The sequence below is a fragment of the Microbacterium sp. CFBP9034 genome (assembly GCF_034045255.1).
Classification (GTDB): Bacteria; Actinomycetota; Actinomycetes; order Actinomycetales; family Microbacteriaceae; genus Microbacterium.
In genome coordinates, this window is sequence record NZ_JAXCWC010000001.1 from 1034098 (window position 1) to 1057306 (window position 23209).

Genomic DNA, 23209 nt, shown 5'->3' on the forward strand with positions numbered 1-23209 from the left:
CGTCCGGCTCAGCCGGGCGGGAACTCTCCGGTGTCGACGACGCAGAAGCGGTTGCCTTCGGTGTCTTCCAGCACCACCCAGTCCGCGTCGTCCGGGTAGTCGTCCCAGTCCACCTCGCGCGCCCCGATCCCCAGGAGGCGCTGGATCTCGGCCGCCTGGTCCTCGGCGTACAGGTCGAGGTGGATGCGCGGCGGATAGCTGTGCGGATACCCGGTCACCGAGAGAGCCAGACTCGCCCCCGGTGAAGCCCAGGTCGCCTTGCCCGGCGGATCCAGGATCAGCCAGTCGTCGCTGGCCTCCCCCCGGTCGACGTAGCCCAGCGCCTGGCGCCAGAAGCCGGCGGCCCGCTCGATGTCCTCAACGGTCAGCACGATCGATCCGATGCTCAACATGACCCCAGCCTGCGGACTTCCGGCCCGCCGGGCCAGGGGCTTGCGCCGGGCGTTGTCCACACTCCCTGCGCCGGGAGCGCGCTCTCATCGCGGCGCCCCCTAGGATGGCGACTCGTGGCAGGAACTCCGAGCAAGAAGCGCAAGCACCCCGGTCCGAAGAAGCAGCCGTCGCGCGGCAACCCGCAGAAGGTCCGCGAATCCCGCGATCCCCGCACCGTCGAGCCGGTGACCTCCCGAGACTGGATCGCGGCGGCGCGGCTGCGCACGCTGCCCCTCGCCGTCACGCCGATCCTCATCGGGACGGGCGCGGCGCTCCTCGTGGTCGACGAGTTCCACTGGGTGATCGCGCTGTTCTGCCTCATCGTGTCGGTGTCGCTGCAGATCGGCGTCAATTACGCCAACGACTACAGCGACGGCATCCGCGGCACCGACGACTACCGCGTGGGCCCGGCACGGCTCACCGCCTCGGGACGCGTCAAGCCTCGTGCGGTGCTGCTGGTCGCACTCGTCTTCTTCGCGATCGCCGCGCTGGCGGGCCTCGCGATCACCGTCCGCACGCAGCAGTGGTGGTTCCTCGCCGTGGGCGCGGTGTGCATCCTTGCGGCGTGGTTCTACACCGGCGGGAAGCGGCCGTACGGCTACTACGGACTCGGCGAGCTCTTCGTGTTCGTCTTCTTCGGCCTCGTCGCGACACTCGGAACGACCTGGGTCCAGGCGTTCGCCCTGCCGCAGGAGGCATGGTTCGGCGCCGTGGCCGCGGGGCTTCTCGCCTGTGCCGTGCTGCTCGCCAACAATCTGCGCGACCTCGATCAGGATCGTGCCGCGGGCAAGCGCACCCTCACGGTGCTGATCGGGCGCACGGCCACCCGCTGGCTCTTCACGGTCTTCGTGCTGGTGCCGTTCGGCATCGCGGTGTTCCTCGCGCTGTTCTACCCGATCGCCTGGCTCACGCTGCTGGTGCTCCTCGCGGCGCTCCCGGCGATCCTCATCGTGTGGACCTACCGCGACCCGCGGGAGCTGGTGGTCGCGCTCGGCCTGACGTCGCTCACCTCGGTGGCGTACGGCGCATTCCTGCTCTGGGCCTTCGTCGGCTGATCAGTCCGTCGGGCGGGGCTGTCCGGCGTCGGATGCCGCGTCCTCTACGTCTTCGTCACTCGCTGCGGTCCTGGCCCGGGCACGACGCTCTGCCAGACCGGACGTCATGTCCTCGAGCGGCCGGCGCAGGAACAGCATCGACAGGCTGAGCCCGATGAGGGCCGCGAAGATGGCGGCGAGCCAGTAGTACTGCCGCATGATGTCGAACAGCATCAGGATGCCGAAGGGCACGAGGAATGCGAGCAGCCGCAGCACCGTGTACACGAGGGCGGAGCGGGCTTTCACCCGTCCATCGTAAGCGAGGCGCGGATGCCCGACCCCGCGCGGGCGGGCGGTATGCGTCGGATCGGTCACGAGGGGGCCGCTCCCGCCCCGGCCCGCCTAGGATGGGAAGATGCCTCGGGTGCTGCTGATTCTGGCCCTGGTGGCGACCGCGTTCTGGGTCTTCACCATCGTCGATTGCGCGGTGCAGCCCGCGGATCGGCACCGGGGCGTCAGCAAGCCCGTGTGGATCCTCATCGTCGTCCTCCTCCCCGTGCTCGGCGGACTCCTCTGGCTCGCCGTGGGCCGCACCCGCCGTTCGGTGATCGCCGCCCGTCGTGCGCCCGACGACGACCCGGAGTTCCTCGGCAGCCTCGGCACGATCACCGACCAGGACGAGCGCATCCGCCGTCTCGAGGAGGAGCTCGCGCAGCTCGACGCCGAGGACGACGATCCTCGCTGGACACCCGACACCCTGGGCGCCGCACCCGCGCCCGGCACGCCGACCGCTGCGGCGCCCGACTCCCCGGCCGACCCTCCGGTGCGTCCCACCGAGCCGCCCGTGCGGCCGGCCGACGACGACGAGCGCGGGCAGCGCGGGGCCGTCAGCTGACCGTGTCCGAGGCGGCGTCCGGACTCCCGTCCGCCGCCACCGACGCCGCCGCGGCTCTGCTCACCCGTCTGGTCGAGCTCGGGGTGCAGCACCTCGTGCTCAGCCCCGGATCCCGGTCACAGGCTCTCGCGCTGGTGGCCGCCGAGTTCGAACGGCGCGGCGCCCTGCGCCTGCACGTGCGCATCGACGAGCGCGTGGCCGGCTTCACCGCCCTCGGCATCGGACGGGAGACACGGATGCCGGCGGCCGTGGTCTGCACGTCGGGCACCGCGGTGGCCAACCTCCTTCCCGCCGCGCTCGAGGCCCATCACGCCGGAGTGCCCCTGCTGCTGCTGACGGCGGACCGGCCGCCCGAGCTGCGCGGCGTCGGAGCCAACCAGACCACCCGCCAGCCCGGGCTCTTCGCGCCGAGCGTGCGCTACGAGGCCGACCTCCCCGTTCCCGAGGGCTGCGATGCCGACGGCGACGAGGAGCAGAGCCTCATGCTGCGCCGCGTGGCGGAGGAGGCCGTGGCCGCCGCGCTCGGTCAGGGACTGCGATCGCCCGGTCCGGTGCACCTGAACCTGCCGTTCCGCGAACCCCTCGCGGGCGATCTGCCGGCCTGGTTCGGCGTTCCGACGGTCGAACTCGCGGCGACCGCCGAGGACGACCCCGACGGTCCGCCGCCGGCCGAGACGCCGGCCGAGGACGAGGCATCCGGAGCGCTCTACCAGGGAGGCGGGGGCATCGGCGAGTCCGACGTGCCCGACGACCCCGAGGACGACCCGTTCGTGCTCGTCAGCGGCCCGCGCACCGTGGTGGTCGCCGGCGCCGATGCCGGGCCCGACGCCGAGGTGCTCGCGCACGCCGGCGGCTGGCCGCTCATCGCGGAGATCGTCAGCGGGTCGCGGTTCGGCCGACACCTCGTGCACGGCTACCGCGCGCTGCTGCGCGACCCCGAGCTCGGCGGCCGCATCGAGCGTGTCGTGGTCCTCGGGCATCCGACGCTCAGCCGCGAGGTCGCGTCACTCCTCTCCGACCCCGACCTCGACGTCATCGCGCTGCGCGGGCCGGGGGAGCCCCTCAACCTCAACGGCACGACGACGGCGGTCGACACCGTCGCCGTGGCGACCGGCGACACGGACAGGGTCTGGCTCGGGGCCTGGCTGCAGGCGTCGCGCGAGGCATCCGTCGACCTCGCCCCACCGGCTCCCGATGCGGAGGGCCTCACCTCCGCCGTGCCGGAGGAGCGCCTCGGCGCGATCGCGGCCGAGCTCGCCGCGGTGCGCAAGCCGCTCGATCGCGCGGGACTGGTGGATGCGGTGTGGCGGGCGACGTGGCCGCATGACCGGCTCGTCTTCGGATCCTCCAGGCTCGTGCGTGTCGCCGACGACCTGCTCGGCGGCAAGAAGGTGCCGGTGCACGCCAACCGGGGGCTCGCGGGGATCGACGGCACCGTCGCCACCGCGATGGGCGTGGCGATCGCGAGTCAGGCGGGCGAACGCCCCGGGGTCACCCGCGTGCTCCTCGGCGATCTGACCCTGCTGCACGACGTCGGCTCGCTGCTCCTCCCGCCGGGCGAGCACGAGCCGCGCCTGCAGGTCATCGTGGGCAACGACGGCGGCGGCACGATCTTCGACGGGCTCGAGGTCTCCACCGTGGCGGATGCCGCGGCCATGGACCGCGTGCTCTACACGCCCCAGTCCGTGCGGCTCGAGCACCTCGCGCTCGCGTACGGGTGGGAGTACCAGCGCGTCACGACGCGCTCCGCGCTCGACCAGGCGCTGACGTCGCCCGTCGGCGGTCGGCAGCTCATCGAGGTGCCGCTGGTGCGGTAGCCGCGGCATCCGCTCGCCCTCTCCGGGGTCGCGGCCCCACCGGTCGCGAGGGCGCATACCTCGCACGAGCGCGCACCTCTTCCCCGGGGAACGAGTGCGCCGTCGTGCAAACAGTGCACTCTGGGGCCCGGGGTCGGCATGATGGGCACATGATCGCGAAGAGTCAGAAGCACTGGACGGGCGATGTCGCCGAGCTGCTGCGGGTGCGGGAGGGCTTCGTGCTGGCCGACGTCGACCCGCAGTCCACCCCCGGATACGAGAAGGGCAAGGTCGAGGCCGCCGAGGACCTCGCGTCCGGGGCGACGCAGCTCGACGAGTATCAGGACCGCCTCTTCGCCCGCAGCCGCGTGGACGCCACGCACGCCTCGGTCCTCCTCGTGCTGCAGGCCATGGACTCCGCCGGGAAGGGCGGGATCGTCCGGCACGTGGTGGGCTCGGTCGATCCGCAGGGCGTCTCGATCACGGCCTTCAAGGCTCCGACCCCCGAGGAGCTGGAGCACGACTTCCTGTGGCGGGTCGAGCAGCGGGTGCCCGAGCCGGGCTTCATCGGGGTCTTCGATCGCTCGCACTACGAGGACGTGTTGATCGGCCGGGTGCGCGAACTCGCTCCGCCCGACGAGATCGAGCGCCGCTACGGGGCTATCAACACGTTCGAGAAGCAGCTGACGGATGCCGGAACCCGCGTCGTGAAGGTCATGCTGCACATCTCCTCCGACGAGCAGAAGGAGCGGCTCCAGAAGCGGCTCGACCGGCCGGACAAGCACTGGAAGTACAACCCCGGCGACGTCGACGAGCGCAAGCTCTGGCCGAAGTACATGGACGCCTACCAGCAGGTGTTCGAGCGCACCTCGACCGAGCACGCGCCGTGGCACGTCGTGCCGGCGAACCGCAAGTGGTACGCGCGGATCGCGGTGCAGAACCTGCTCCTCGAGGCGCTCGAGCAGATCGACCCGCAGTGGCCCGCTGCGACCTTCGACGTCGAGGCGGAGAAGAAGCGCCTCGCCGCGACCTAGGCGTCGCGACTGCCGGGACGACGGGTCAGCTCCCCGGCCAGCGGGGTTGGGGCGCGTCTCGTCGACTGGGGCGCGGTGTTCTGCGCCCCGAACCCCGAAACCCGCCCCGAACCCGGAGTAGGCCCGGTCAGACCACCGCGCGGGCGCTCCAGGCCGTCGCCGTCACGGTGAACGGACCGGCCGGAAGGAGTTCGCGACAGCGCGCCCGCACGAGCTCGCGGTCGGCGTCCGACAGCGCGGCGAGCTGCTTCCCGGCGGGTGAGACCCCGAGCGTGTACGGCTCCCACCAGTCGTCGAAGGTCGCATAGTCGACGGATGCCGTGAGCTCGGTCTCCTCGACCGCGGTGCAGCCTGCGCCCCGCAGCAGCGCATCGAGGTCGCCACGCGTCGCACCGAGCCGATCGGACTCGTCGTCGAGGCCGGGCAGGACCGACGCGAGCGCTGTGAAGAACGTGCTCTGCGGCGCGCGGCCGCCAGCGAAGTCCCACACGCAGGCCGCCACCACGCCGCCCGGACGGGTGACCCGCACCATCTCGCGGGCGCCGGCCGGGGCATCCGTCATGAAATGCACCACGAGCTCGGCGAGCGTCGCGTCGAAGGTGTCGTCGTCGAACGGCAGCTGCTCCGCGTTGCCGTGGCGGATGTCGGCCCACGGGAACCGGCCGTGCGCTGCCGCGACGAAGCTCTCGGACGGATCGACGCCCGCGACCTGATCCGGCCCGAAGCGAGCGGTCAGCTCGGCGGTGAGGGCGCCCGGGCCACAGCCCACGTCGAGGGCGCGACCCGACGAGGGGAGTCGCGCGGAGCGCACGAACTCGGCGGCCAGGGGAGCGGAGTAACGACCCATGAATCGGTCGTACGCCTCCGCGGCGACGTCGAACGACATGCGCGCAGTCTAGAGGCGGTGATCGAAGCGGTATAGATGACGGTTCGATCAAGTACTTGATGTGATACAGTACTCGACATGACAAAGGACGACGCCTTCGCAGCCGACCTGCTGCGCGGTCACACCGACACGATCGTGCTCGGCGTGCTCCGTCGCGGCGACCGGTACGGCTTCGAGATCTACAAGGCCATCCGCGAAGCGACCGGAGGCGACCACGAGATCAAAGAGGCGACGCTCTACGCCACGTACCGACGCCTGGAGAAGGACGGACTCGTCGAGTCGTACTGGGGAGACGAGACGCAGGGCGGCCGCCGCAAGTACTACCGCATCACCGACGCCGGTCATGCGGTCTACCAGGGCAACGTCGCGGCGTGGGTCGCCACGAAGCGCGTGATCGACTCCCTCCTCGATCTGAACAGCACCGACATGAAGGAACAGCAATGAACACCGACATCCACCGCCTCCTCGACGAGGCCTTCGCGGGCGTCGAGATGACCCCGGAGGCGCAGGACCTGAAGGAAGAGGTCCGGGCCAACCTGGTCGCCCGCGTCGAGGAGCTCGAGACTTCGGGTCGGCCGTCCTCGGATGCCGCACGCCAGGCGATCGCCGAACTCGGTGACGTGAGCGAGCTGCTCGGGGAGCAGACGGATGCCGCGCCCGCCAGAGACTCGTATGCCGCGATGCAGCTGCGTCACCGGGTGCGGCCGAAGGCCGGATTCGTCGTGCGGGCGGTCGTGTGGTCGCTCGTGTTCGTGGTCGGCATGACCGTCGCGGTGCTCGGTGCCACCGGCGCGCTGCCGCTGCCCCTCGGGGCGATCATCGGCCTCGTCGGCTTCGCCTCGAACGGCCTCGCCCTGCTCGTGGGCGACTCCCTCTCACAGGAGACGACGACCAACCATCCGATGCCGGCGAACCGCGCGGGCGGCTACTTCCTCGCGACGCTGCTCGGCACCTTCGGTCTGGGCTTCGGCGTAATCGTGGTGCTGGGCGCGATGCCCCTGTGGGGCATCGTCTTCGCGGCGCTGGGCGTGATCGCCGCGATCATCCTCTTCGCCTTCCTGTTCGCCTCGCAGACCAACCGCCACAAGGCGTGGGTGCGTCAGGCGCAGCACGAGGCGTCGCACGTGGGCAATCGCTTCGAAGACGAGCCCGAGACGGCCGCGCGGTTCGGGATCTACACCGCCGTCATCTGGCTCGTGACGTTCGGCGTGATCGTGGCGCTGGTGTTCACCGTCGGCTGGTGGTGGGCGCCCCTCGCCTTCGTGGGCGGATTCGCCGCCATGATGCTCCTGCTCGCCCGCATGCTCTTCGCCCCGGCGAAGTCCTGATCTCCTGACCCCTCGTCCGGCGCCCGTCGCCGGACCCGACCCGCAGAGGGTCTCCACCCATCGCAGAAAGGGATGCTTCGCCATGCCCGAAAACATCGGCAGCGCCATCGTCGCGACAGACCTGGTCAAGCTGTACCCCGGCCGGGGTCGCAAACCCGCCGTCCAGGCGCTCGACGGCCTCAGCTTCGAGGTTCCCGCCGGACGCGTGTTCGGTCTCCTCGGCCCGAACGGCGCCGGCAAATCCACCACCACAAGGGTTCTCACCACGCTGTCGCGCCCGACCCGGGGAACGGCCCGGGTGGCCGGCTTCGATGTCGCCCGGGAGTCGACCGCCGTCCGCGCGGCGATCGGCTACGTGTCGCAGGGCTCGAGCACCGATCCGCTGCTCACCGCGAGCGAGAACCTCGAGATCGCCGCCCGCCTCCGCGGCGCGAACTCTTCGGACGCTCGCGCTCGTGCGCGCCGACTGCTCGACGAGTTCGGGCTGGCCGAGGCATCCCGTCGTCCCGTCAGCACCTTCTCGGGAGGTATGCGCCGCCGGCTCGACGTGGCCGCCGCCCTGGTGCACCGGCCGCGGGTCCTCTTCCTCGACGAGCCGACGACCGGGCTCGACCCCGAGGCGCGCGCCGCCATGTGGGCCGAGATCCGGCGGTTGTCGGCCGAGGAGTCGCTCACCGTCGTGTTGACGACGCACTACATGGAGGAGGCGGATCGCCTGGCCGACGAGCTGCTGCTCGTGAACCGCGGGCGCGCGGTCGTACAGGGCACCCCCGATGCGCTGAAGGCCGCCCTCCACGGCGACTCCGTGCGGGTGAGCCTCATCGAACCCGATCCCGCGGCGGTGCGCCGTGCCGTTGCCGTCGTCCCCGGACTTCGGGACGTCGTGGTCGAGGCATCCGGAGTCGACGGCGTCCTGGCCGCGCGCACCGACGACGCCTCGGCCGCCGTCGGAGCCGTCATCGCCGCGCTCGATGCTGCGGGCGTCCGCTTCGGCCAGGTCTCGGCATCCCACCCCACCCTCGACGATGTGTATCTGCACTTCGTCGGGCACACCTTCGGCGACGCCGCGGCGCTCGCCCCCACGGAAGGAGCAGCGGCATGACCGTTTCCCTCACCCTCGTCCCTGCCGTGCGCCCGGCGCGCGCGGGATGGTTCACCCAGACGGGTCAGGTGCTGCGGCGCTGGCTCATCGCGACCCTGCGCCAGGCGTGGGGACCGGTCATGTCGCTCATCCAGCCGGTCATCTGGATCGTGCTGTTCGGCGCGGTGTTCTCGTCGCTCGGCGCACTGCCCCAGTTCGGCGGCGCCGGGTACATCGACTACCTCGTGCCCGGCATCCTGATGATGACCGTGCTCTACTCCGGCGCGTGGGCGGGCACCGGCTTCATCGACGACATCAACTCGGGCGTCATGGACCAGTACCTGACCTCGCCGCTGGCACGCTCGGCGATCATCACCGGGCAGCTGGTGCAGCAGCTGATCATCAACCTGGCGCAGTCGTTCGTCGTCCTCGGCATCGGCTGGCTCGCGGGCGCCCGCTACCCGGGAGGAGTCGGCGGGATGCTGGTCGCCCTGGGCGTCGCGACGCTGCTGGCCACGATCTTCTGCTGCGCGTCGACGGCGGTGGCGCTCATCACGCGCAGCCAGATCGCGCTCATCAGCCTCTCGCAGCTCATCGTGCTGCCGGCCACGTTCCTGTCGACGACGATGATGCCCGCCGAGCTGCTGCCGGCCTGGGTGCAGGACGTCGCCCGATGGAACCCGATGAACTGGGCGGTCGAGCTCGGTCGCGGCGGGCTCAGCGGCTCGTACCCGGCCTCGGGATGGTGGCAGGCGGCCGGGCTCGCCGTGCTCGCGGCGCTCGCGTTCGTCTGGGCCGTCCGGTCGATCCGCGCGTACCAGCGCTCGATCTGACGAGGCCGGCGGGGTCAGGCCAGCGCGTCGACGATCGGCCGGAACTTCACGCGCGTCTCGAGCAGCTCGGTGTCGGGGTCGCTCCCGGCGACGATCCCGGCACCCGCGTGAGCGACCACGGGGATCGTGTCACCGTACGCGGCGTAGCGCCGCGACGGCTCCGCGCCGATCTGGGCGCACCGCAGCGCGATCGCCCACTCACCGTCGCCGTTCGCGTCGACCCAGCCGACCGGCCCGGCGTAGCGTCGGCGGTCGAACGGCTCGAGGCGGCGGATGACCTCGATCGCGGCATCCGTCGGCGTTCCGGCCACGGCTGCCGTGGGATGGAGGGCGTCGACGAGGTCGAGCGCCGACGCGTGATCGGCGATCTCGCCCGCAACGTCGGTCGCCAGATGCCACAGGTTCGGCAGCTCGAGGGCGAAGGGCTCGTCGTCGGCACGCACCGAGCTGACGTGCGGCGCGAGGGCGTCGAGCACGCTCTGCACCGCGTACTGGTGCTCGTCGAGGTCCTTGCCGCTGTGCGAGAGGCGGAAGGATGCCGCGGCATCGTCGTCGGCGTCGGCCCCGCGCGGGAACGTCCCGGCCAGGACCCGCGCGGTGACCTCGCCGCCCGACACGGTGACCAGGGTCTCCGGGCTCGCCCCGATGAGCCCGTCGACCGCGAAGGTCCAGGTGTCGAGGTAGTCGGTGGACAGCGCACGGACGAGGCGCCGCAGGTCGGAGCCGGCGGGGACGGTGCCGACGAGGTCGCGCGCGAGCACGACCTTGTGCACCTCGCCCGCGGCGATCGCCTCGAGGCCTGCCCGGACGGCGCGCTCGTACCCCTCGGGGTCGAGGGCGCCGGGGCCGAGCGTGGCCGACCAGTACGGGCCGTACGGCCGGGGCTCGAGCGGGGGTGGGACGAGGTCCGCGCCGGCGGAGCGGATGCGGGTGATCCATGCCCGCCCGTCGCGCCGGCCCACGATCGCCTGAGGGATGATGAGGCGGCTCGAGGCACGGGAGCGGCGGTCGAACGCCAGAGTGCCGAAGGCCACGAGCCCGGTGCCGTGGAGGCCGACCGGATCATCGATCTCGGCCTCGGCGCACAGGCTGCGCCAGGCGTCCGCGGGGGGTGGCATCACGAATCCGTCCGGGACCGGGAACTCCGGGCTGCCGCCCGTCTCGTAGCCGGCGACCGTGTGGCCGAGGCCGACGATGCCGTCGCCGCGTCGCAGCCAGGCCAGCGGGGAGTCCGGGTCGGTGAAGAGGAGCAGATCGTCGACCGGATCGATCTCCCGGGTCTCGACCACCAGGGCTGGCGGGCGGGGTGGGACGGTCACACCTCAAGCCTAGACTCGCCGCGCCCGGCCTAGACTCGCGGGGTGACAGACACCGCCGTCTCCGTGCGTCCCGCTCCCGGGACCAGGCTCATGTTCCGCTGGCGCAAGTGGGACGGCGGCCCCCACTGGGTGCACGAGTGCGTGTACCTCGGCAGCGACGAATGGGGGGACTGGTTCGGGCAGCTCCCCGGATGGGACAGCTCGCGCCCCGGACGCACGTTCGCGCCGCAGCATCCGAATGTCACGCTCCTGCCGCCGAGCGGCGACTACGCGTACACGCGCAACGCCGCCCCGCACCACACGAAGATCTACATCGACATCGCGTGGGACCTCCGCTGGCAGGACGGCGAGCCCACCGGCATCGACATGGACCTCGACGTCGTCGAGCGCACCGACACCGGCGTGTACGTCGACGACCAGGACGAATGGGACGAGCATCGGGTCGCCTACGACTACCCCCTCGACCTCGTCGAGCGACTCGAGAGCCTCACGGCCGACCTCGAGCGCCGGGTCACGGTGCACGCGGCGCCCTTCGACGACGCGACGGGGGATGCCTGGCTGGCACGTCTCGCGGCGCTCGACCTCGGCTGACCCGCCCCCGCGGCTTAGACTCGTCGGGTGGCAGCCCACCCCTCCGAGAACGAGCCGAACCGCGCCGACCTGCACAAGGATCCGTCGCGGGTGAGCGGCATGTTCGACCAGGTGGCGCCCGGCTATGACCGCACGAACGCCGTCCTCAGCATGGGCAATGACCGCTTCTGGCGCGCCGCGACGACCCGGGCGGTGGCGCCGCGCCGCGGTCAGCGCATCCTCGACGTCGCCGCCGGCACCGGAGCCTCGAGCGTCGCCCTCGCCCGCAGCGGCGCGATCGTGGTGGCCGCCGACTTCTCGCCAGGCATGATCGCCGAGGGCGAGCGCCGGCACGGGGGCATCGGCAACCTGTCCTTCGTGCAGGCCGATGCGACCGACCTCCCGTTCGCCGATGACGAGTTCGACACCGTGACGATGTCGTTCGGGCTGCGCAACGTGAACGAGCCGAAGAAGGCGATCGCCGAGCTGCTCCGCGTCACGCGGCCCGGCGGCCGCCTGGTGATCTGCGAGTTCTCGCGCCCGCCCTCGCCGGCCTTCAACGGGCTCTACCGCTTCTACAACGACCGCGTCCTGCCCGTCGTGGCCAAGACGATGAGCTCGAACGCCGAGGCGTACGACTACCTCAACGAGTCCATCCGCGACTGGCCGGACCAGGCGACGCTCTCGTCGTGGATCCGCGAGGCCGGATGGAGGGATGTCGCACACCGCAACCTCTCGATGGGGATCGTCGCCCTGCACCGGGCCACCAAGCCTCTCGCGCGCGACTGACAGGGTCGCCGCGATCACCCCTGCGTGCCCCCGGTAGGCTGGGCGTGTGACTCCCTCAGCGCCGGGCTCGCATATCGCGGGCAAGCTGGGCCTTTCCGACCGCATCTTCGCGGGTCCGAGGTCTCGCAAGCTCCTCTCCGCGGTCGAAGCGGGACTCAAGCGGGTCGATGTCGCGCTCGAGCGCGAGCTGAGCATCGCCGACACCCTCGCCGACGCGACGAGCCGGTATCTCTACGAGGCCGGCGGCAAGCGGCTGCGTCCGATGCTCGCCCTCCTCACGGCGCAGCTCGGCGACGGCGCGACCGACGAGGTCATCGACGGAGCCACCGCGCTCGAGATGACCCACCTCGGCTCGCTCTACCACGATGACGTGATGGATGCCGCGGACAAGCGCCGAGGCGTGCCCAGCGCCCATGCCGTCTGGGGCAACAACGTCGCCATCCTCACCGGCGACCTGCTGTTCTCCCGAGCCAGTCAGATCATGGCGCGGCACGGCGACCGGGCGATCCGGCTGCAGGCCGACACGTTCGAGCGTCTCGTGCTCGGCCAGATGCATGAGACCGTCGGACCCCAGGAGGGCGATGACCGGGTCGCGTTCTACCTGAAGGTGCTGTCCGACAAGACCGGTTCGCTCATCGCCGCTGCGGCGCAGGCCGGCGTCATCTTCTCGAACGGCCCCAGCGAGTTCGAGGCGCCCATGGTCACCTTCGGCGAGAAGGCCGGCGTCGCCTTCCAGCTGCTCGACGACGTCATCGACCTCTCCGCCGATCCCGACGAGACCGGAAAGGTGCCCGGCACCGATCTGCGTGCCGGCGTGCCGACGATGCCGTACCTCGTGCTCGGCCAGCGCACCGACGCCGCCTCCGTGGCCCTTCGCGATCGCATCGACGACGGCGTCGCTCGCATCGCAGACGGCGCAGACCCCGCCATCCTCGACGCCGCGCTCGCCGAGCTCCGCGAGCATGAGGCCACCGAGGCGACTCTCGAGCTCGCCCATGCCTGGTCCCGCGAAGCGGTCGAGGCTCTCGCCCCGCTCCCTGACGGCCCGGTGCGCGAGGCGCTGACCCGGTTCGCACAGGCGGTCGCCGACCGTTCGAGCTGACCGGCTCTTCGGCGGCGGCATCCCGTACTGAGCAGTACCCGAAAGGACCACCATGACCAAGCTCCGATTGGCGATCGTCGGCGCCGGCCCCGCAGGAATCTACGCGGCCGACATCCTGCTCAAGGCCGAGCGCAAGTTCGACGTCTCCATCGATCTGTTCGAGCAGCTGCCCGCGCCGTACGGGCTGGTCCGCTACGGCGTCGCGCCCGACCACCCGCGCATCAAGGGCATCATCACGGCGCTCCGCGAGGTGCTCGACCGCGGCGACATCCGGCTGTTCGGCAATGTGCGCTTCGGTCAGGACATCACGCTCGACGACCTCAAGCACCACTACAACGCCGTGATCTTCGCCACCGGAGCCATCCGCGACTCCGACCTCGACATCCCGGGGATCGACGCCATCGGGTCGTACGGCGCGGCCGACTTCGTGAGCTGGTTCGACGGCCACCCCGACGTCCCGCGCGAGTGGCCGCTCGACGCCGAGTCGGTTGCTGTCATCGGCAACGGCAACGTGGCCCTCGACATCGCACGCATGCTGGCCAAGCACGCCGAGGACCTGCTGCCCACCGAGATCCCCGACAACGTCCACGCCGGGCTCGCCGGGAGCGCCGTCACCGACGTGCACGTGTTCGGCCGGCGCGGTCCTGCGCAGGTGAAGTTCACCCCGCTCGAGCTGCGGGAGCTCGGCGAGCTGCGCGACGTCGACATGGTGGTCTACGACGAGGACTTCGACTACGACGAGGCCTCGAAGGACGCCATCGCCTCGAACAAGCAGGTGATGGTCATCGACCGCGTGCTGCAGGCGTGGCGCAAGCGCGACTCGGTGAACAACGGCGGAGGAGCGGCATCCCGTCGCCTTCATCTGCACTTCTACGCCAAGCCGCTCGAGGTCGGAAAGGACGCCGACGGCCGGGTGAGCACGTTCAGGTGGGAGCGCACGCGGCCCGACGGCGAGGGCGGTGTCGTCGGCACCGGCGAGATCCGCGAGCTGCCGATCCAGGCGATCTACCGCGCGGTCGGCTATTTCGGGTCGCCACTGGACGGGGTGCCGTTCGATGAGCGGCACGGCGTGATCCCCAACCACGAAGGTCAGGCGCTGCACCCCGACTCGAACGAGCGGGTCTCCGGCGTCTACGCGACCGGCTGGATCAAGCGCGGTCCCGTCGGCCTCATCGGCCACACCAAGTCCGACGCGATGGAGACGGTGCGCCACCTCATCAACGACCAGGGCTCGTGGTGGCAGCCGGCCGACTCCTCGGAGGGGGCCATCCCCGCGCTGCTCGCCGAGCGAGGGGTGCGCTGGACCGACCTCGAGGGCTGGCACCGCCTCGACGAGCACGAGCTGGCGCTCGGAGTCCCGCAAGAGCGGGTGCGCGTGAAGGTCGTGCCGCGCGACGAGATGATCGCGATCTCGCGGGGCGAGTAGCAGCGACGGCGGCCGGTCCTGCCGACCGGCGCGGGACCGCTGGATAGGCTCGCGTCATGGCCGGGCAATGGGTACCCGATGTCCTCGGGCCGCCGTTCGAGCAGCTGACGCTCGACCTCGGCGTCGAGGGGCGTCACGGACCGCTCGTCGCGACGCTCGTGCGCCGGCTGCCGCATCCCATCGCTTCGCTGGTCCTTCCGCTGCGCGACGTCGACGTCCTCTACGTCCACGGCTGGTCGGACTTCTTCTTCCAGACCGAGCTCGCCCGCTTCTGGACCGACCGCGGCGCACGGTTCCACGCCCTCGACCTCCGCCGGTACGGGCGGAGCCTCCGCCCCGAGAACGTCCCCGGGTACATCGACTCTCTCGACGACTACGACGTCGACATCGAGGCGGCCCTCTCCGCCATCGGGCACGGAGCGGATGCCCCGTCCCGTCGCCGCCTGGTCCTCCTCGGCCACTCGACCGGAGGCCTGACCCTGACGCTCTGGGCGGCGCGGCATCCGGGGCGGGTGACCGCGCTCATGCTGAACAGCCCCTGGCTCGAGTTCCAGTTCGGCGCTGTCGGCCGCCAGGCGATCGCGCCGCTGGTGACCGCTCGAGCGCGGTTCGATCCCTGGGGTACGCAGCCCACCGTCGACCTCGGCTTCTACACCCGGGCCCAGACCGAGATCGGCGTCCTGCCCCTGTCCGTCGACCAGCCGCTCTGGCGGCCCGAGCGCGGCTTCCCGACACGGCCCGGCTGGCTCGCCGCGATCCTCGATGGGCACCGACGCGTGGCCGCCGGAGTCCAGGTGGGGTGCCCGGCGCTCGTGCTGCTCTCCGACCGCTCGACGCCGCCCCTCACCTGGGCCGAGACCATGACGTCGAGCGACTCGGTGCTCGTCGTCGACGACATCGCGAAGAGTGCGACGCGCATCGGACGCCTCGTCACGATCGCGCGCATCGACGGCGCGATCCACGACGTGTTCCTCTCCCGCCCGGAGCCGCGGGCAGCCGCTTACGCGGCGGTGGACGAGTGGATGACCGGATGCCTCGTGCCCCGGCATCCGATCGACGTCAAGAGCCGCTGACCAACGGGGCACGGGCTTGCGAAAACCCCATCGACGGAGCGCTTCGGCAGGCGTACTCTGACGCTCACAGTTTCGGGAGGGATCGTGAAACGGCGGCACGCGCACTCCGCGATCAGCGAAGACGAGCAGATCGCGCGCTACGCCTATCTGCTCGGGAACGTACCGACGAGCGTCGCCGACAAGGCCTACGCCGCCGCCTTTGCTCGGTTGTCGGCCGCGCAGCGTGAAGGGATCATCGGCGAGCTCCGCTCGCAGATGCCGTCAGGACCGGAGGAAACGGCATCCGATCATCCCGAAGGGTTCGCCCTGCTGATGCGCGATCTGCACGCGCGCTACGCCCTGGTGCGCATCCCCGGCGCCGCGGCCATCGCGGCGGAGTTCGTGGCGAGCGCCCCGATCGCCGCCTATTTCACGTCCGGAGCCGGTTCGGTGGCGGTGGACCAGCAGCCGCTGTGGGTCCACGAGCTGGTCGGTCATGAGACCGCCCCCATCGACGCGGGCCGGATGCATCACCGCCATGGGGTGGACTCGGGGGAGTGGTTCTGAAGCTGGGCCGGCGGGGACTGGGCCTGCACTCCCGCTCTCACGAGCGGCTTCAGACCTGCCGGCGCACCACGGTGTAGTTGTCGTGCTCCTCGACGGGTGCGAACCCGCGCGCATCGAACATCGGCTGGCGTCCACAGAACGATTCGGAGTCCTCGCCGGTGTCCTCTCGGCGCGGGTATCCCTCGACGAATCGCGCGCCGCGCGCGGAGCCGTCGGCGAGGACGCGATCGAGGAGCGCTGATGAGACGCCGTGGCGCCGGTAGGGCGGGGCGACGATGAAGCAGGACACACCCACGACCGTGTCCGGAGCGGGGCCCTCCCGATCGACGTCGTCGTACTTCGCGTAGGTCGATCGGCGCGACGCGTTGACCCAGCCCGCTGGTCGACCGTCGACGTAGGCGAGGTAGCCGAGCGTCGCTCCCGACCGCAGCCGCTCGATCATCTCGGCGCGCACATCGCGCCAGGGTCGCTCCGGAGTGTCGCCGGCATGCGGGTCCAGGCAGTAGCACGAGCCCCAGTCGGGGTTGTCGGGGAACGCGTCGCGGTCGAAGAACCCCAGCCAGTCATCGATGCGGTCGTCGGTGACGGCATGCACCTCGACCCTGCCGATCGAAGCAAGTCGTTCGACGGGGCCGTCCTCACGCACCGAGGCTTCCGCGAAATTACGGCCCGCCAGTCGGATCTCGTCGTCCGGGTACGGCACATCATGTGTGGCGCGCACGTGGTCGACGAGCTGCTCGACGAGCGACTCCATCTCGTCGCCCTCGAATCGCGCGTCCTTGTCGAAGCACTCGATCCACATACCAGTCCACTTCGTCGGGGATTGTCGCTCGGCGGTCGGACCCGTCGACACGATCCAGCCTACGAGCGACGACCCTGCGAACGGCTGATCACCCGCTGCGGTCGGGGATGTGCCGGTCGGCTAGCATTCGGGGATGACGAAACCGGAACCGATCGACGACGTTCCGATCGGCGGTGAGATCATCCGCCTCGGCCAGTTCATGAAGTTCGCCGGGCTCCTCGACTCCGGTGGCGACGTGAAGGAGGCCATCATCGACGGCTTCGTGCTCGTGAACGGCGAGGTGGATCGGCGCCGCGGACGACAGCTGCAGCTCGGTGACATCGTCGGCTTCGAAGGACGCCGGTTCCGCGTCTGCCCGTGAGGTGACGCCGCACCGAGAGGCTACCCCGAGCTACCCGCAGTTCGGACGGCAGCCTCGCTGAGTGACCGCGTCGACCAGCACCGTGCCGATGTCGGTCGGCTGCAGCGCTTGGTACGCCGCACCGTCGGTGGCGGCGGCGATCTGCTCGAGGGCGGCCTGGTCGGTGTCGGGTCCGTAGCCGATCGCGATGACGGCGACGGGCTTGGCGGGATCCCGCAGCTTCTCGAGCTCTGCCAGCAGTCCCGGCAGGTCGAGACCCTCGTCATCCTCGTTGTACCCGTCGGTGTTGAGCAGGACCAGGTTGACCTGACCGGGCACATAGGTCTCGCGCATGTACTGCACCGCGGCGAGCACGCTGTCGTAGAGCCCCGTCCCGCCCCCGACGAGGCTGTCGAGCCCATTGGCCGTGTCGATCGTGCGCTGCTTGTGCGCCGCATCGCCCAGCGGCCCGAACGGGACGATCTCCTGCCAGTCCTGTCCGCCGATCCGCCGGCTGGAGAACACCCACGTCGCGAGCGACGAGTCGGCAGACAGGGAGTTGATGGCGCGGACGGCGGCCTGCTCGAACAGGTCGATGCGGCGCATGTCGGTGGTCGCCGGCTGGAGCATGGAGCCCGAGACGTCGTTGAGGGAGAGCATCCGCGAGGGCGCGGTGATCATCTGCCAGGTTCGCAGCGCTTCTGCCTGATTGGCGCCGTCGATGGGCTCGGATGTTGCACCCGCGTCCTCGCCGCCACCCGTGGTCGAGTCCGGCGCAGTCCCCGCGGCGTCGCGCAGGCCGAACTCCGCGAGCCGGTCGCTTCCACCCGTGACAGCGTCGGAGAGCGCCGCGACGGCCTCGAGTGTGTCGACCGAGGCGTCGGCCAGCGTCACGAGAGGGACGCCCACCGAAGTGCTCACGTCGGCGGGGTAGATCGTCACCAGCGGGGTCTTCGCATCCGCGCCATACGCCTGCACGGCCTGCTCGGTGGTCACCGCGATCGTGGGCGCCTTCGCGGTGGACACCGCGGCCAGCGCCTCAGCGGCGGTGGGAACGACGCCGGTGTCGAGGCCGAGCGCGATCGCGGTGAACGCCCGTGCATCTCCGCCGACCGCCGTCTGAAGAGCGAGCAGCGCGGCGGAGCTCCCGGAGACCCTCGACGGATCCGGCAGCACTGCGGCGACCGATCGTCCCGCGAGGCTCGAGAAGCCGGCGCCTTCCTTCTTTAGAGCAGCCGCCGTCTTCTTCGTCGCAGCGAAGACGACCGGGGTGCTGGCCACGGGGGCGCTGACGACCAGCTCCGCGGCATCCACGCCGGTGAGCTCAGCCTGACCGGTCGCGCGCGCCGGCCACATCGCGGAATCGGGCACCCAGACGTCGAAGTCCGGCGCCGATCCCGAGGCGAGCGTTTCGGCCGTCACCGAGCTGTCCTCGACCCGGATCGTGACGTCGGGGCAGTCGGAGCGTGACTCCACCAGGTCGTCGACGATCGCCTCGAGCGCACCGGCGACGGCCGGATCCGCGGTGATGCGAAGACTCGTCGCCAGACAGTCGCTTTTCGGCGTCGTCGGTGCCTGCGCTTCTTCCTCCGGGGCGCCGCGGAGGAAGAAGATTCCCACCACCGTGGCGAGCGCGATGGCAAGAACGAGGATGACGCCGAGCAGGATCAGCGAACGCCTCCGATGCTGAGCGGCGCGCGCGGCGGCGCGTGTCGGGGCACCGTCGCTGGCAGACGTGTCCGGTTGCACTCGGGGCACATGCACTCCGATGGACGGCGGGCGGGGGCCCGCGTGGGGATACGACTTCGTATCGGGGTAATACGGCGTCGTATGTGGGGGGGATACTTCAGTGGAGTATAGGCGAGGGGCCCGAGCCGCCGCGATTCCGCACGAGCACCGGAAGAGCAGCGGCCACCAGCTCGTCGTTCCCGACCGCCTCGAAGGTGTCAAGAATCGATTGACACCTGCGCCAAGAGACTCAGGGCCCTAGCCGTCGCCCTCACTCAGTGCTCGCGAAGCCGCTCGCCGGTGCACCTCCCGCATCTGTGCGTCGAACGGCGGGACCGGGGCGAGGATCACCACGCCGGGTGCGACATCCGTGACGGGCATCGCCGCGACCGCGCCGGCCGGCAGTCCCCACGACGCGCGCCACTCCGCGAGCTGTGCAGCTGAGGCGGCAGCGATGATACGCCCCAGCCCCGCCCATCCATGGGCGCCGGCGCACATCGGACAGTGCTCGCCCGACGTGTACACCGTGGATGTTGCGCGCTGCTCAGGGGTGAGGTGTGCGATGGCCCACCTCACCAGCGCCATCTCAGGATGCGCAGTGGGATCGGCATCCGATATCTCGCGGTTCATCGCCTCGGCCAGCACTGCTCCGTCGGCGGCGACGAGGACGGATCCGAACGGATCGTCGCCGTTCTCGAGCGCCTCCGTCGCGAGGGCGATGCATCGCTGCAGGTGACGCTGATCGATCGAGGGCGTCTCGGCGCTCATCTCTCTGCGGCCTTCACGCCGGCTGGCTCTCCTCGGACGTCGACGCTCGTCGTCGGCGGATCGTCTCGACGATCGCCCAGGAGAGGATGCCCACCGCCACGCCGAGGAACAGCCCTCCGATGACGTCAGTCAGCCAGTGGGCAGCGAGATACGTACGGCTCCAGGCCATCCAGATCGCCCATACCGCTCCGACCGCCCACCAGATCCAATGTCTGAACAGCAGAGCCAGGACCGTGACGAGCGCGGTGGCGAACGCGACATGTCCGGAAGGGTAGGAGGTGTGCACCTCCTCGGCGAGCGAGTCCTCCGGCCGGATCCTCGCCACGACTCTTGCGAGCGGTGCGGCGATGGCGATGCACAGCACCAGGGCTGTTGCCACGGTGAGGGCCGCCCACCACCACCGCAGTATCAGGAGTACTGCGACGACGACCAGGCCGGTGGCGGCCGCGAGCACGGGGCCGCCCAGGTGGCCCGGGATCCAGGCGAGGACGAGTCCGGCATCCGTCCGGTTGTCGACCATCAGGTCGTGCCACCAGACGTCGACGGGGAACGGCTGGTCCCGTCGGACCGAGATGACCACCCAGAGAACGATGATCGCGACGATGGCGGCCGCGGCGCCGACGATCACCGGAATGAGCCGCGGCAGGTCGGGACGTTCGTGGGGCGGTTGCACGAGGCCAATCCTGTCAGTGAAGTCATAGCAGGGATCGGCTCCCACGCCAATTCGCTATCCACCGGACGGGGGACTCGATACGCTTCGATGCTGCAACTCGCTTATGGGGGAACCGATGTCGAAGAAGAAGAAGGCGACCAAGTCGTCCGTCAAACGCATTCCGAAAGGACCGTACGAGGCTGAGCTCGAGCGCTTGCAGGTCGAGCTCGTCGAGATGCAGCAGTGGGTCGCGTCCGTGGGGGCGCGTGTCCTGGTGATCTTCGAGGGTCGCGATGCCGCAGGCAAGGGCGGGGCCATCAAGCGGGTGATGCAATACCTGAACCCGCGTCACGCGCGTGTGGTCGCGCTGACCAAAGCGTCCAAGAAGGAGCGCGGCCAGTGGTACTTCCAGCGCTACATCGAGCGACTCCCCACCAAAGGCGAGATCGTCATCATGGACCGGTCCTGGTACAACCGAGCCGGGGTCGAGCGCGTCATGGGGTACTGCACCGACGAGCAGTACGAGGCATTCCTCCGGCAGGTTCCGACCGTGGAGCACCTCCTCATCGAGGACGGGATCATCCTCATCAAGTACTGGTTCTCGGTCTCCGATGACGAACAGCAGTCCCGCTTCCTGTCACGGCTCGAAGACCCGATGCGTCGGTGGAAGCTGTCGCCGACCGACCTCGAGTCGATCCTCCGCTGGGAGGAGTACTCGCGGGCGAAGGATGCCATGTTCGAGGCGACGGATACCGAGGAGTCACCGTGGTGGACCATCGAGAGCGACGACAAGCGCAGCGCCCGCCTCAACGTGATCAGCCACCTGCTCAGCAGCATCCCGTACAAGCATCTGGAGTTGGAGAAGGTCTCCATTCCTGACAGGCCGGACGCGAACGGCTACAAGCGGCCACCGGTGGACCAGTTCAAGTACGTTCCCGATATCGCCGCCGCGCTCGGCGCCGCAAAGGTGTAGCTTCCAGGACTGATTCGGACCGGAGGGCAACGGCACTCAGTCCCATCCATCGCGTGGCGATTCACCGGATTCCGCTGTGCTAGCGTCAGGAATATGGCACGCCCGTATGGAGATCCGGTTGAGATCGTCACCGCTCCCATCCCGGCGCAGTCGCCGTTCATCCCCCTGGACGCCAAGATCGTCGTGGGCGCTGTCGCGCCGGCATCTCCCGACCCGATCCCCATCGTGCTCCTCCCGGGATTCGAGTACCGGTTGCGCGAGTGGCGCCACCCGGACACCCACGAGATCCACTGGCTTCTCGAGCGGCGAAAGTCCGCTCCGCAGAACCAAGACGACGATTGATCTCAGAAGCGCGCCGCTCGTCGGCGTCGACCGGCTTTGCCCCGGAGCCGGACACGCGGTTCTTGCGGGTCAGGTTCCCCGCGCAAACGCGTCGCCCGTCTGTTGCGCTGCCCGCGCCACTGACCAGTGCGGCGCTTCCTCTGCGTTACCTGTATCCCCTTGGTGACCGCTTAGCGCTCTGTTAGAGTCCGTAGCAAGGGACGAGCTACGGCGCAAAGTGCTGAGGTGAGCCCGAGTCGACGTGGGAGCCCTCCGACACCCCACGACAGATGCTGCAGGGATTGCCCGCTCGAAGGAGAGTCATGGGAACGATGTACTACGGCGGCTCGGCGATGCCGATTCCGGTCGAGGATCGCGTGCTCGCTCACCTGAAGGTGGTCGTCGCGACGAAGCTGCGGCGAAGCGAGAGCTTCACGCTGTCCTGGCAGCACGCCGAAGGCGAGCCGCGAGGTCGGTCCACACTGTGGATTCACCCGGCCATTCCGCTGCGCTTCGTGTTCGAAGACCCGGCGCCGCCGGCCTTGAGCCACACCTGGCTCGAGGAGCTCGCGCAGTCCGCGAACTCCTCCGGTGGCATGACCCTCGTCACCGAACACCTCGACGCTGCAGACGCGCGCTGACCGCATCGGCACACGCCGGAGCCGAACTCACGTCGGCGGTGACCAGCTCCCCGGCGCACTGTCAATGGGTTTCTCGTGACGGGTGCGGTCCCTAGCCTGGGTCGATGACGGTGACCGAAATCTGCCTCGTGAGGCATGGTGAGAGCGTCGGAAACGCGGCGGCGACCCGTGCAGAACGCGAAGGACTCGATCGAGTGCCGATCGACATCCGCGACGCCGACGTCCCTCTCTCAGCGGTAGGCGAGGAGCAGGCCCTCGCACTGGGGAGGTGGCTGGCTGCGCAGTCCACCCCGCCGGAGCCGATATGGGTGTCGCCGTACCTGCGCGCGCGGCAGACTCTCGCCATCGCCCTGCGTGAAGCGGAGCGCGCCGACGTGCCGCGTGTGGATGAGCGACTGCGTGACCGGGAGCTCGGCATCCTGGATCTCCTCACCAGGAGCGGTGTCGCCCGCTTCCACCCGGAAGAGGCCGAGCGGCGGCGCCATCTCGGCAAGTTCTACCACCGACCGCCCGGTGGCGAGTCGTGGGCCGACCTCGCCCTTCGGCTTCGGTCGTTCCTCGGCGATGCGACCCTCGTCGAGGGCGGGAGCGCGCTGATCGTCGCGCACGACGCGATCGTGATGGTGCTGCTGTACATACTGGTGCCGCTGGATGAAGCGGAGCTGCTCGATTTCGCCGCAGCGAACACCGTGCTGAACGCGTCCGTCACCCGCCTTCGTCGGGTCGACGGGGCGTGGGCCATCACGGAGTTCTCGGGGATCGATCATCTCCAGATCGAAGGCGCACCGGTCACCGCTCATCCGGGAAGTCCTGATGTCCGCCCGGAGTAGAACCGTGACG

General features: G+C 70.1%; 27 protein-coding genes. 19 read left to right on the top strand and 8 right to left on the bottom strand.

Going from position 1 to position 23209, the window contains the following annotated elements:
• Positions 1-8 precede the first annotated feature (8 nt).
• Positions 9-392: a VOC family protein gene (locus SOM19_RS04565; protein WP_320485368.1), complete on the bottom strand. Its 384-nt coding sequence runs from the start codon at positions 390-392 to the stop codon at positions 9-11.
• A 114-nt stretch (positions 393-506) separates the two neighbouring features.
• On the opposite strand from SOM19_RS04565, the gene SOM19_RS04570 reads away from it, so the two are divergent.
• Positions 507-1487, top strand: coding sequence for a 1,4-dihydroxy-2-naphthoate polyprenyltransferase (locus SOM19_RS04570; RefSeq protein WP_320485369.1), 981 nt, complete (start codon positions 507-509; stop codon positions 1485-1487).
• Here SOM19_RS04570 and SOM19_RS04575 read toward each other — a convergent pair whose 3' ends face one another.
• Positions 1488-1772 (bottom strand): DUF4229 domain-containing protein, encoded by a 285-nt coding sequence (locus tag SOM19_RS04575; RefSeq protein WP_320485370.1) that lies wholly within the window; start codon positions 1770-1772, stop codon positions 1488-1490.
• 109 nt (positions 1773-1881) lie between these two features.
• Between SOM19_RS04575 and SOM19_RS04580 the strand changes: the two genes are divergently transcribed.
• From SOM19_RS04580 to SOM19_RS04590, 3 genes are all read left to right on the top strand, one after another.
• Complete coding sequence (locus tag SOM19_RS04580; protein ID WP_320485371.1) at positions 1882-2361, top strand: PLDc N-terminal domain-containing protein; 480 nt, start codon at positions 1882-1884, stop codon at positions 2359-2361.
• A gap of 2 nt (positions 2362-2363) precedes the next feature.
• A complete protein-coding gene (gene menD / locus SOM19_RS04585) occupies positions 2364-4178 on the top strand; it encodes a 2-succinyl-5-enolpyruvyl-6-hydroxy-3-cyclohexene-1-carboxylic-acid synthase (RefSeq protein WP_414683623.1) in 1815 nt (604 codons plus the stop codon).
• A 149-nt stretch (positions 4179-4327) separates the two neighbouring features.
• Complete coding sequence (locus tag SOM19_RS04590; RefSeq protein WP_320485372.1) at positions 4328-5191, top strand: polyphosphate kinase 2 family protein; 864 nt, start codon at positions 4328-4330, stop codon at positions 5189-5191.
• Between the two features lie 127 nt (positions 5192-5318).
• On the opposite strand, the gene SOM19_RS04595 is transcribed toward SOM19_RS04590, so the two are convergent.
• The gene (locus tag SOM19_RS04595) at positions 5319-6077 is read right to left on the bottom strand and encodes a class I SAM-dependent methyltransferase (RefSeq protein WP_320485373.1); all 759 of its coding nucleotides are present in this window, start codon (positions 6075-6077) and stop codon (positions 5319-5321) included.
• Positions 6078-6155: 78 nt separating this feature from the next.
• Here SOM19_RS04595 and SOM19_RS04600 point away from each other — a divergent pair, with 78 nt between their 5' ends.
• From SOM19_RS04600 to SOM19_RS04615, 4 genes are all read left to right on the top strand, one after another.
• A complete protein-coding gene (locus SOM19_RS04600) occupies positions 6156-6521 on the top strand; it encodes a PadR family transcriptional regulator (protein WP_320485374.1) in 366 nt (121 codons plus the stop codon).
• Positions 6518-7405, top strand: a complete 888-nt coding sequence (locus SOM19_RS04605) for a permease prefix domain 1-containing protein (protein WP_320485375.1) — start codon at positions 6518-6520, stop codon at positions 7403-7405. Before SOM19_RS04600 ends, SOM19_RS04605 begins: the two co-directional genes overlap by 4 nt.
• An 82-nt stretch (positions 7406-7487) precedes the next feature.
• A complete protein-coding gene (locus SOM19_RS04610) occupies positions 7488-8507 on the top strand; it encodes an ABC transporter ATP-binding protein (protein WP_320485376.1) in 1020 nt (339 codons plus the stop codon).
• Positions 8504-9319, top strand: coding sequence for an ABC transporter permease (locus SOM19_RS04615; RefSeq protein WP_320485377.1), 816 nt, complete (start codon positions 8504-8506; stop codon positions 9317-9319). The genes SOM19_RS04610 and SOM19_RS04615 overlap by 4 nt, the downstream gene beginning before the upstream one ends.
• A 14-nt stretch (positions 9320-9333) precedes the next feature.
• Here the strand turns inward: SOM19_RS04615 and SOM19_RS04620 are convergent, their stop codons facing one another.
• Positions 9334-10638 carry an isochorismate synthase gene (locus SOM19_RS04620; protein WP_320485378.1) on the bottom strand — a complete coding sequence of 435 codons (1305 nt, stop codon included), beginning with the start codon at positions 10636-10638 and terminating at the stop codon, positions 9334-9336.
• A gap of 42 nt (positions 10639-10680) precedes the next feature.
• Between SOM19_RS04620 and SOM19_RS04625 the strand changes: the two genes are divergently transcribed.
• The 6 genes from SOM19_RS04625 to SOM19_RS04650 all read left to right on the top strand — a co-directional run bounded on the left by SOM19_RS04625 (position 10681) and on the right by SOM19_RS04650 (position 16144).
• Positions 10681-11229, top strand: a complete 549-nt coding sequence (locus SOM19_RS04625) for a DUF402 domain-containing protein (RefSeq protein WP_320485379.1) — start codon at positions 10681-10683, stop codon at positions 11227-11229.
• A 27-nt stretch (positions 11230-11256) separates the two neighbouring features.
• A complete protein-coding gene (gene ubiE, locus SOM19_RS04630; RefSeq protein WP_320485380.1) occupies positions 11257-11997 on the top strand; it encodes a bifunctional demethylmenaquinone methyltransferase/2-methoxy-6-polyprenyl-1,4-benzoquinol methylase UbiE in 741 nt (246 codons plus the stop codon).
• A 46-nt stretch (positions 11998-12043) separates the two neighbouring features.
• A complete protein-coding gene (locus SOM19_RS04635) occupies positions 12044-13099 on the top strand; it encodes a polyprenyl synthetase family protein (protein WP_320485381.1) in 1056 nt (351 codons plus the stop codon).
• 52 nt (positions 13100-13151) lie between these two features.
• Positions 13152-14525 (top strand): FAD-dependent oxidoreductase, encoded by a 1374-nt coding sequence (locus SOM19_RS04640; RefSeq protein ID WP_320485382.1) that lies wholly within the window; start codon positions 13152-13154, stop codon positions 14523-14525.
• A 56-nt stretch (positions 14526-14581) separates the two neighbouring features.
• Positions 14582-15598: an alpha/beta hydrolase gene (locus SOM19_RS04645; protein ID WP_320485383.1), complete on the top strand. Its 1017-nt coding sequence runs from the start codon at positions 14582-14584 to the stop codon at positions 15596-15598.
• A gap of 84 nt (positions 15599-15682) precedes the next feature.
• On the top strand, positions 15683-16144 hold the full coding sequence (locus tag SOM19_RS04650) for a hypothetical protein (RefSeq protein ID WP_320485384.1): 462 nt from the start codon (positions 15683-15685) through the stop codon (positions 16142-16144).
• Between the two features lie 49 nt (positions 16145-16193).
• On the opposite strand, the gene SOM19_RS04655 is transcribed toward SOM19_RS04650, so the two are convergent.
• Complete coding sequence (locus SOM19_RS04655; protein ID WP_320485385.1) at positions 16194-16946, bottom strand: GNAT family N-acetyltransferase; 753 nt, start codon at positions 16944-16946, stop codon at positions 16194-16196.
• Between the two features lie 133 nt (positions 16947-17079).
• Between SOM19_RS04655 and SOM19_RS04660 the strand changes: the two genes are divergently transcribed.
• Positions 17080-17307: an RNA-binding S4 domain-containing protein gene (locus SOM19_RS04660; RefSeq protein ID WP_320485386.1), complete on the top strand. Its 228-nt coding sequence runs from the start codon at positions 17080-17082 to the stop codon at positions 17305-17307.
• A 30-nt stretch (positions 17308-17337) separates the two neighbouring features.
• On the opposite strand, the gene SOM19_RS04665 is transcribed toward SOM19_RS04660, so the two are convergent.
• From SOM19_RS04665 to SOM19_RS04675, 3 genes are all read right to left on the bottom strand, one after another.
• A complete protein-coding gene (locus SOM19_RS04665) occupies positions 17338-19044 on the bottom strand; it encodes a substrate-binding domain-containing protein (protein WP_320485387.1) in 1707 nt (568 codons plus the stop codon).
• Positions 19045-19272: 228 nt separating this feature from the next.
• Positions 19273-19782, bottom strand: a complete 510-nt coding sequence (locus SOM19_RS04670; protein WP_320485388.1) for a nucleoside deaminase — start codon at positions 19780-19782, stop codon at positions 19273-19275.
• 13 nt (positions 19783-19795) lie between these two features.
• Positions 19796-20455, bottom strand: coding sequence for a phosphatase PAP2 family protein (locus tag SOM19_RS04675; protein WP_320485389.1), 660 nt, complete (start codon positions 20453-20455; stop codon positions 19796-19798).
• A 115-nt stretch (positions 20456-20570) separates the two neighbouring features.
• On the opposite strand from SOM19_RS04675, the gene ppk2 reads away from it, so the two are divergent.
• The 4 genes from ppk2 (at position 20571) to SOM19_RS04695 (ending at position 23199) form a co-directional block, all read left to right on the top strand.
• A complete protein-coding gene (gene ppk2 / locus SOM19_RS04680; RefSeq protein WP_320485390.1) occupies positions 20571-21407 on the top strand; it encodes a polyphosphate kinase 2 in 837 nt (278 codons plus the stop codon).
• A gap of 93 nt (positions 21408-21500) precedes the next feature.
• On the top strand, positions 21501-21749 hold the full coding sequence (locus SOM19_RS04685; RefSeq protein ID WP_320485391.1) for a hypothetical protein: 249 nt from the start codon (positions 21501-21503) through the stop codon (positions 21747-21749).
• A 302-nt stretch (positions 21750-22051) separates the two neighbouring features.
• A complete protein-coding gene (locus SOM19_RS04690) occupies positions 22052-22369 on the top strand; it encodes a DUF7882 family protein (protein WP_320485392.1) in 318 nt (105 codons plus the stop codon).
• A 104-nt stretch (positions 22370-22473) separates the two neighbouring features.
• The gene (locus SOM19_RS04695) at positions 22474-23199 is read left to right on the top strand and encodes a histidine phosphatase family protein (RefSeq protein WP_320485393.1); all 726 of its coding nucleotides are present in this window, start codon (positions 22474-22476) and stop codon (positions 23197-23199) included.
• The last annotated feature ends 10 nt before the right edge of the window (positions 23200-23209 follow it).

Excerpts from the sequence above, each read along its gene's own strand:
- SOM19_RS04565 (WP_320485368.1), bottom strand. The coding sequence starts at position 392 with ATGTTGAGCATCGGATCGATCGTGCTGACCGTTGAGGACATCGAGCGG.
- SOM19_RS04580 (WP_320485371.1), top strand. The coding sequence starts at position 1,882 with ATGCCTCGGGTGCTGCTGATTCTGGCCCTGGTGGCGACCGCGTTCTGG.
- SOM19_RS04590 (WP_320485372.1), top strand. The coding sequence starts at position 4,328 with ATGATCGCGAAGAGTCAGAAGCACTGGACGGGCGATGTCGCCGAGCTG.
- SOM19_RS04595 (WP_320485373.1), bottom strand. The coding sequence starts at position 6,077 with ATGTCGTTCGACGTCGCCGCGGAGGCGTACGACCGATTCATGGGTCGT.
- SOM19_RS04600 (WP_320485374.1), top strand. The coding sequence starts at position 6,156 with ATGACAAAGGACGACGCCTTCGCAGCCGACCTGCTGCGCGGTCACACC.
- SOM19_RS04605 (WP_320485375.1), top strand. The coding sequence starts at position 6,518 with ATGAACACCGACATCCACCGCCTCCTCGACGAGGCCTTCGCGGGCGTC.
- SOM19_RS04610 (WP_320485376.1), top strand. The coding sequence starts at position 7,488 with ATGCCCGAAAACATCGGCAGCGCCATCGTCGCGACAGACCTGGTCAAG.
- SOM19_RS04615 (WP_320485377.1), top strand. The coding sequence starts at position 8,504 with ATGACCGTTTCCCTCACCCTCGTCCCTGCCGTGCGCCCGGCGCGCGCG.
- SOM19_RS04640 (WP_320485382.1), top strand. The coding sequence starts at position 13,152 with ATGACCAAGCTCCGATTGGCGATCGTCGGCGCCGGCCCCGCAGGAATC.
- SOM19_RS04645 (WP_320485383.1), top strand. The coding sequence starts at position 14,582 with ATGGCCGGGCAATGGGTACCCGATGTCCTCGGGCCGCCGTTCGAGCAG.
- SOM19_RS04655 (WP_320485385.1), bottom strand. The coding sequence starts at position 16,946 with ATGTGGATCGAGTGCTTCGACAAGGACGCGCGATTCGAGGGCGACGAG.
- SOM19_RS04660 (WP_320485386.1), top strand. The coding sequence starts at position 17,080 with ATGACGAAACCGGAACCGATCGACGACGTTCCGATCGGCGGTGAGATC.
- SOM19_RS04670 (WP_320485388.1), bottom strand. The coding sequence starts at position 19,782 with ATGAGCGCCGAGACGCCCTCGATCGATCAGCGTCACCTGCAGCGATGC.
- ppk2 (WP_320485390.1), top strand. The coding sequence starts at position 20,571 with ATGTCGAAGAAGAAGAAGGCGACCAAGTCGTCCGTCAAACGCATTCCG.
- SOM19_RS04685 (WP_320485391.1), top strand. The coding sequence starts at position 21,501 with ATGGCACGCCCGTATGGAGATCCGGTTGAGATCGTCACCGCTCCCATC.
- SOM19_RS04690 (WP_320485392.1), top strand. The coding sequence starts at position 22,052 with ATGGGAACGATGTACTACGGCGGCTCGGCGATGCCGATTCCGGTCGAG.
- SOM19_RS04695 (WP_320485393.1), top strand. The coding sequence starts at position 22,474 with ATGACGGTGACCGAAATCTGCCTCGTGAGGCATGGTGAGAGCGTCGGA.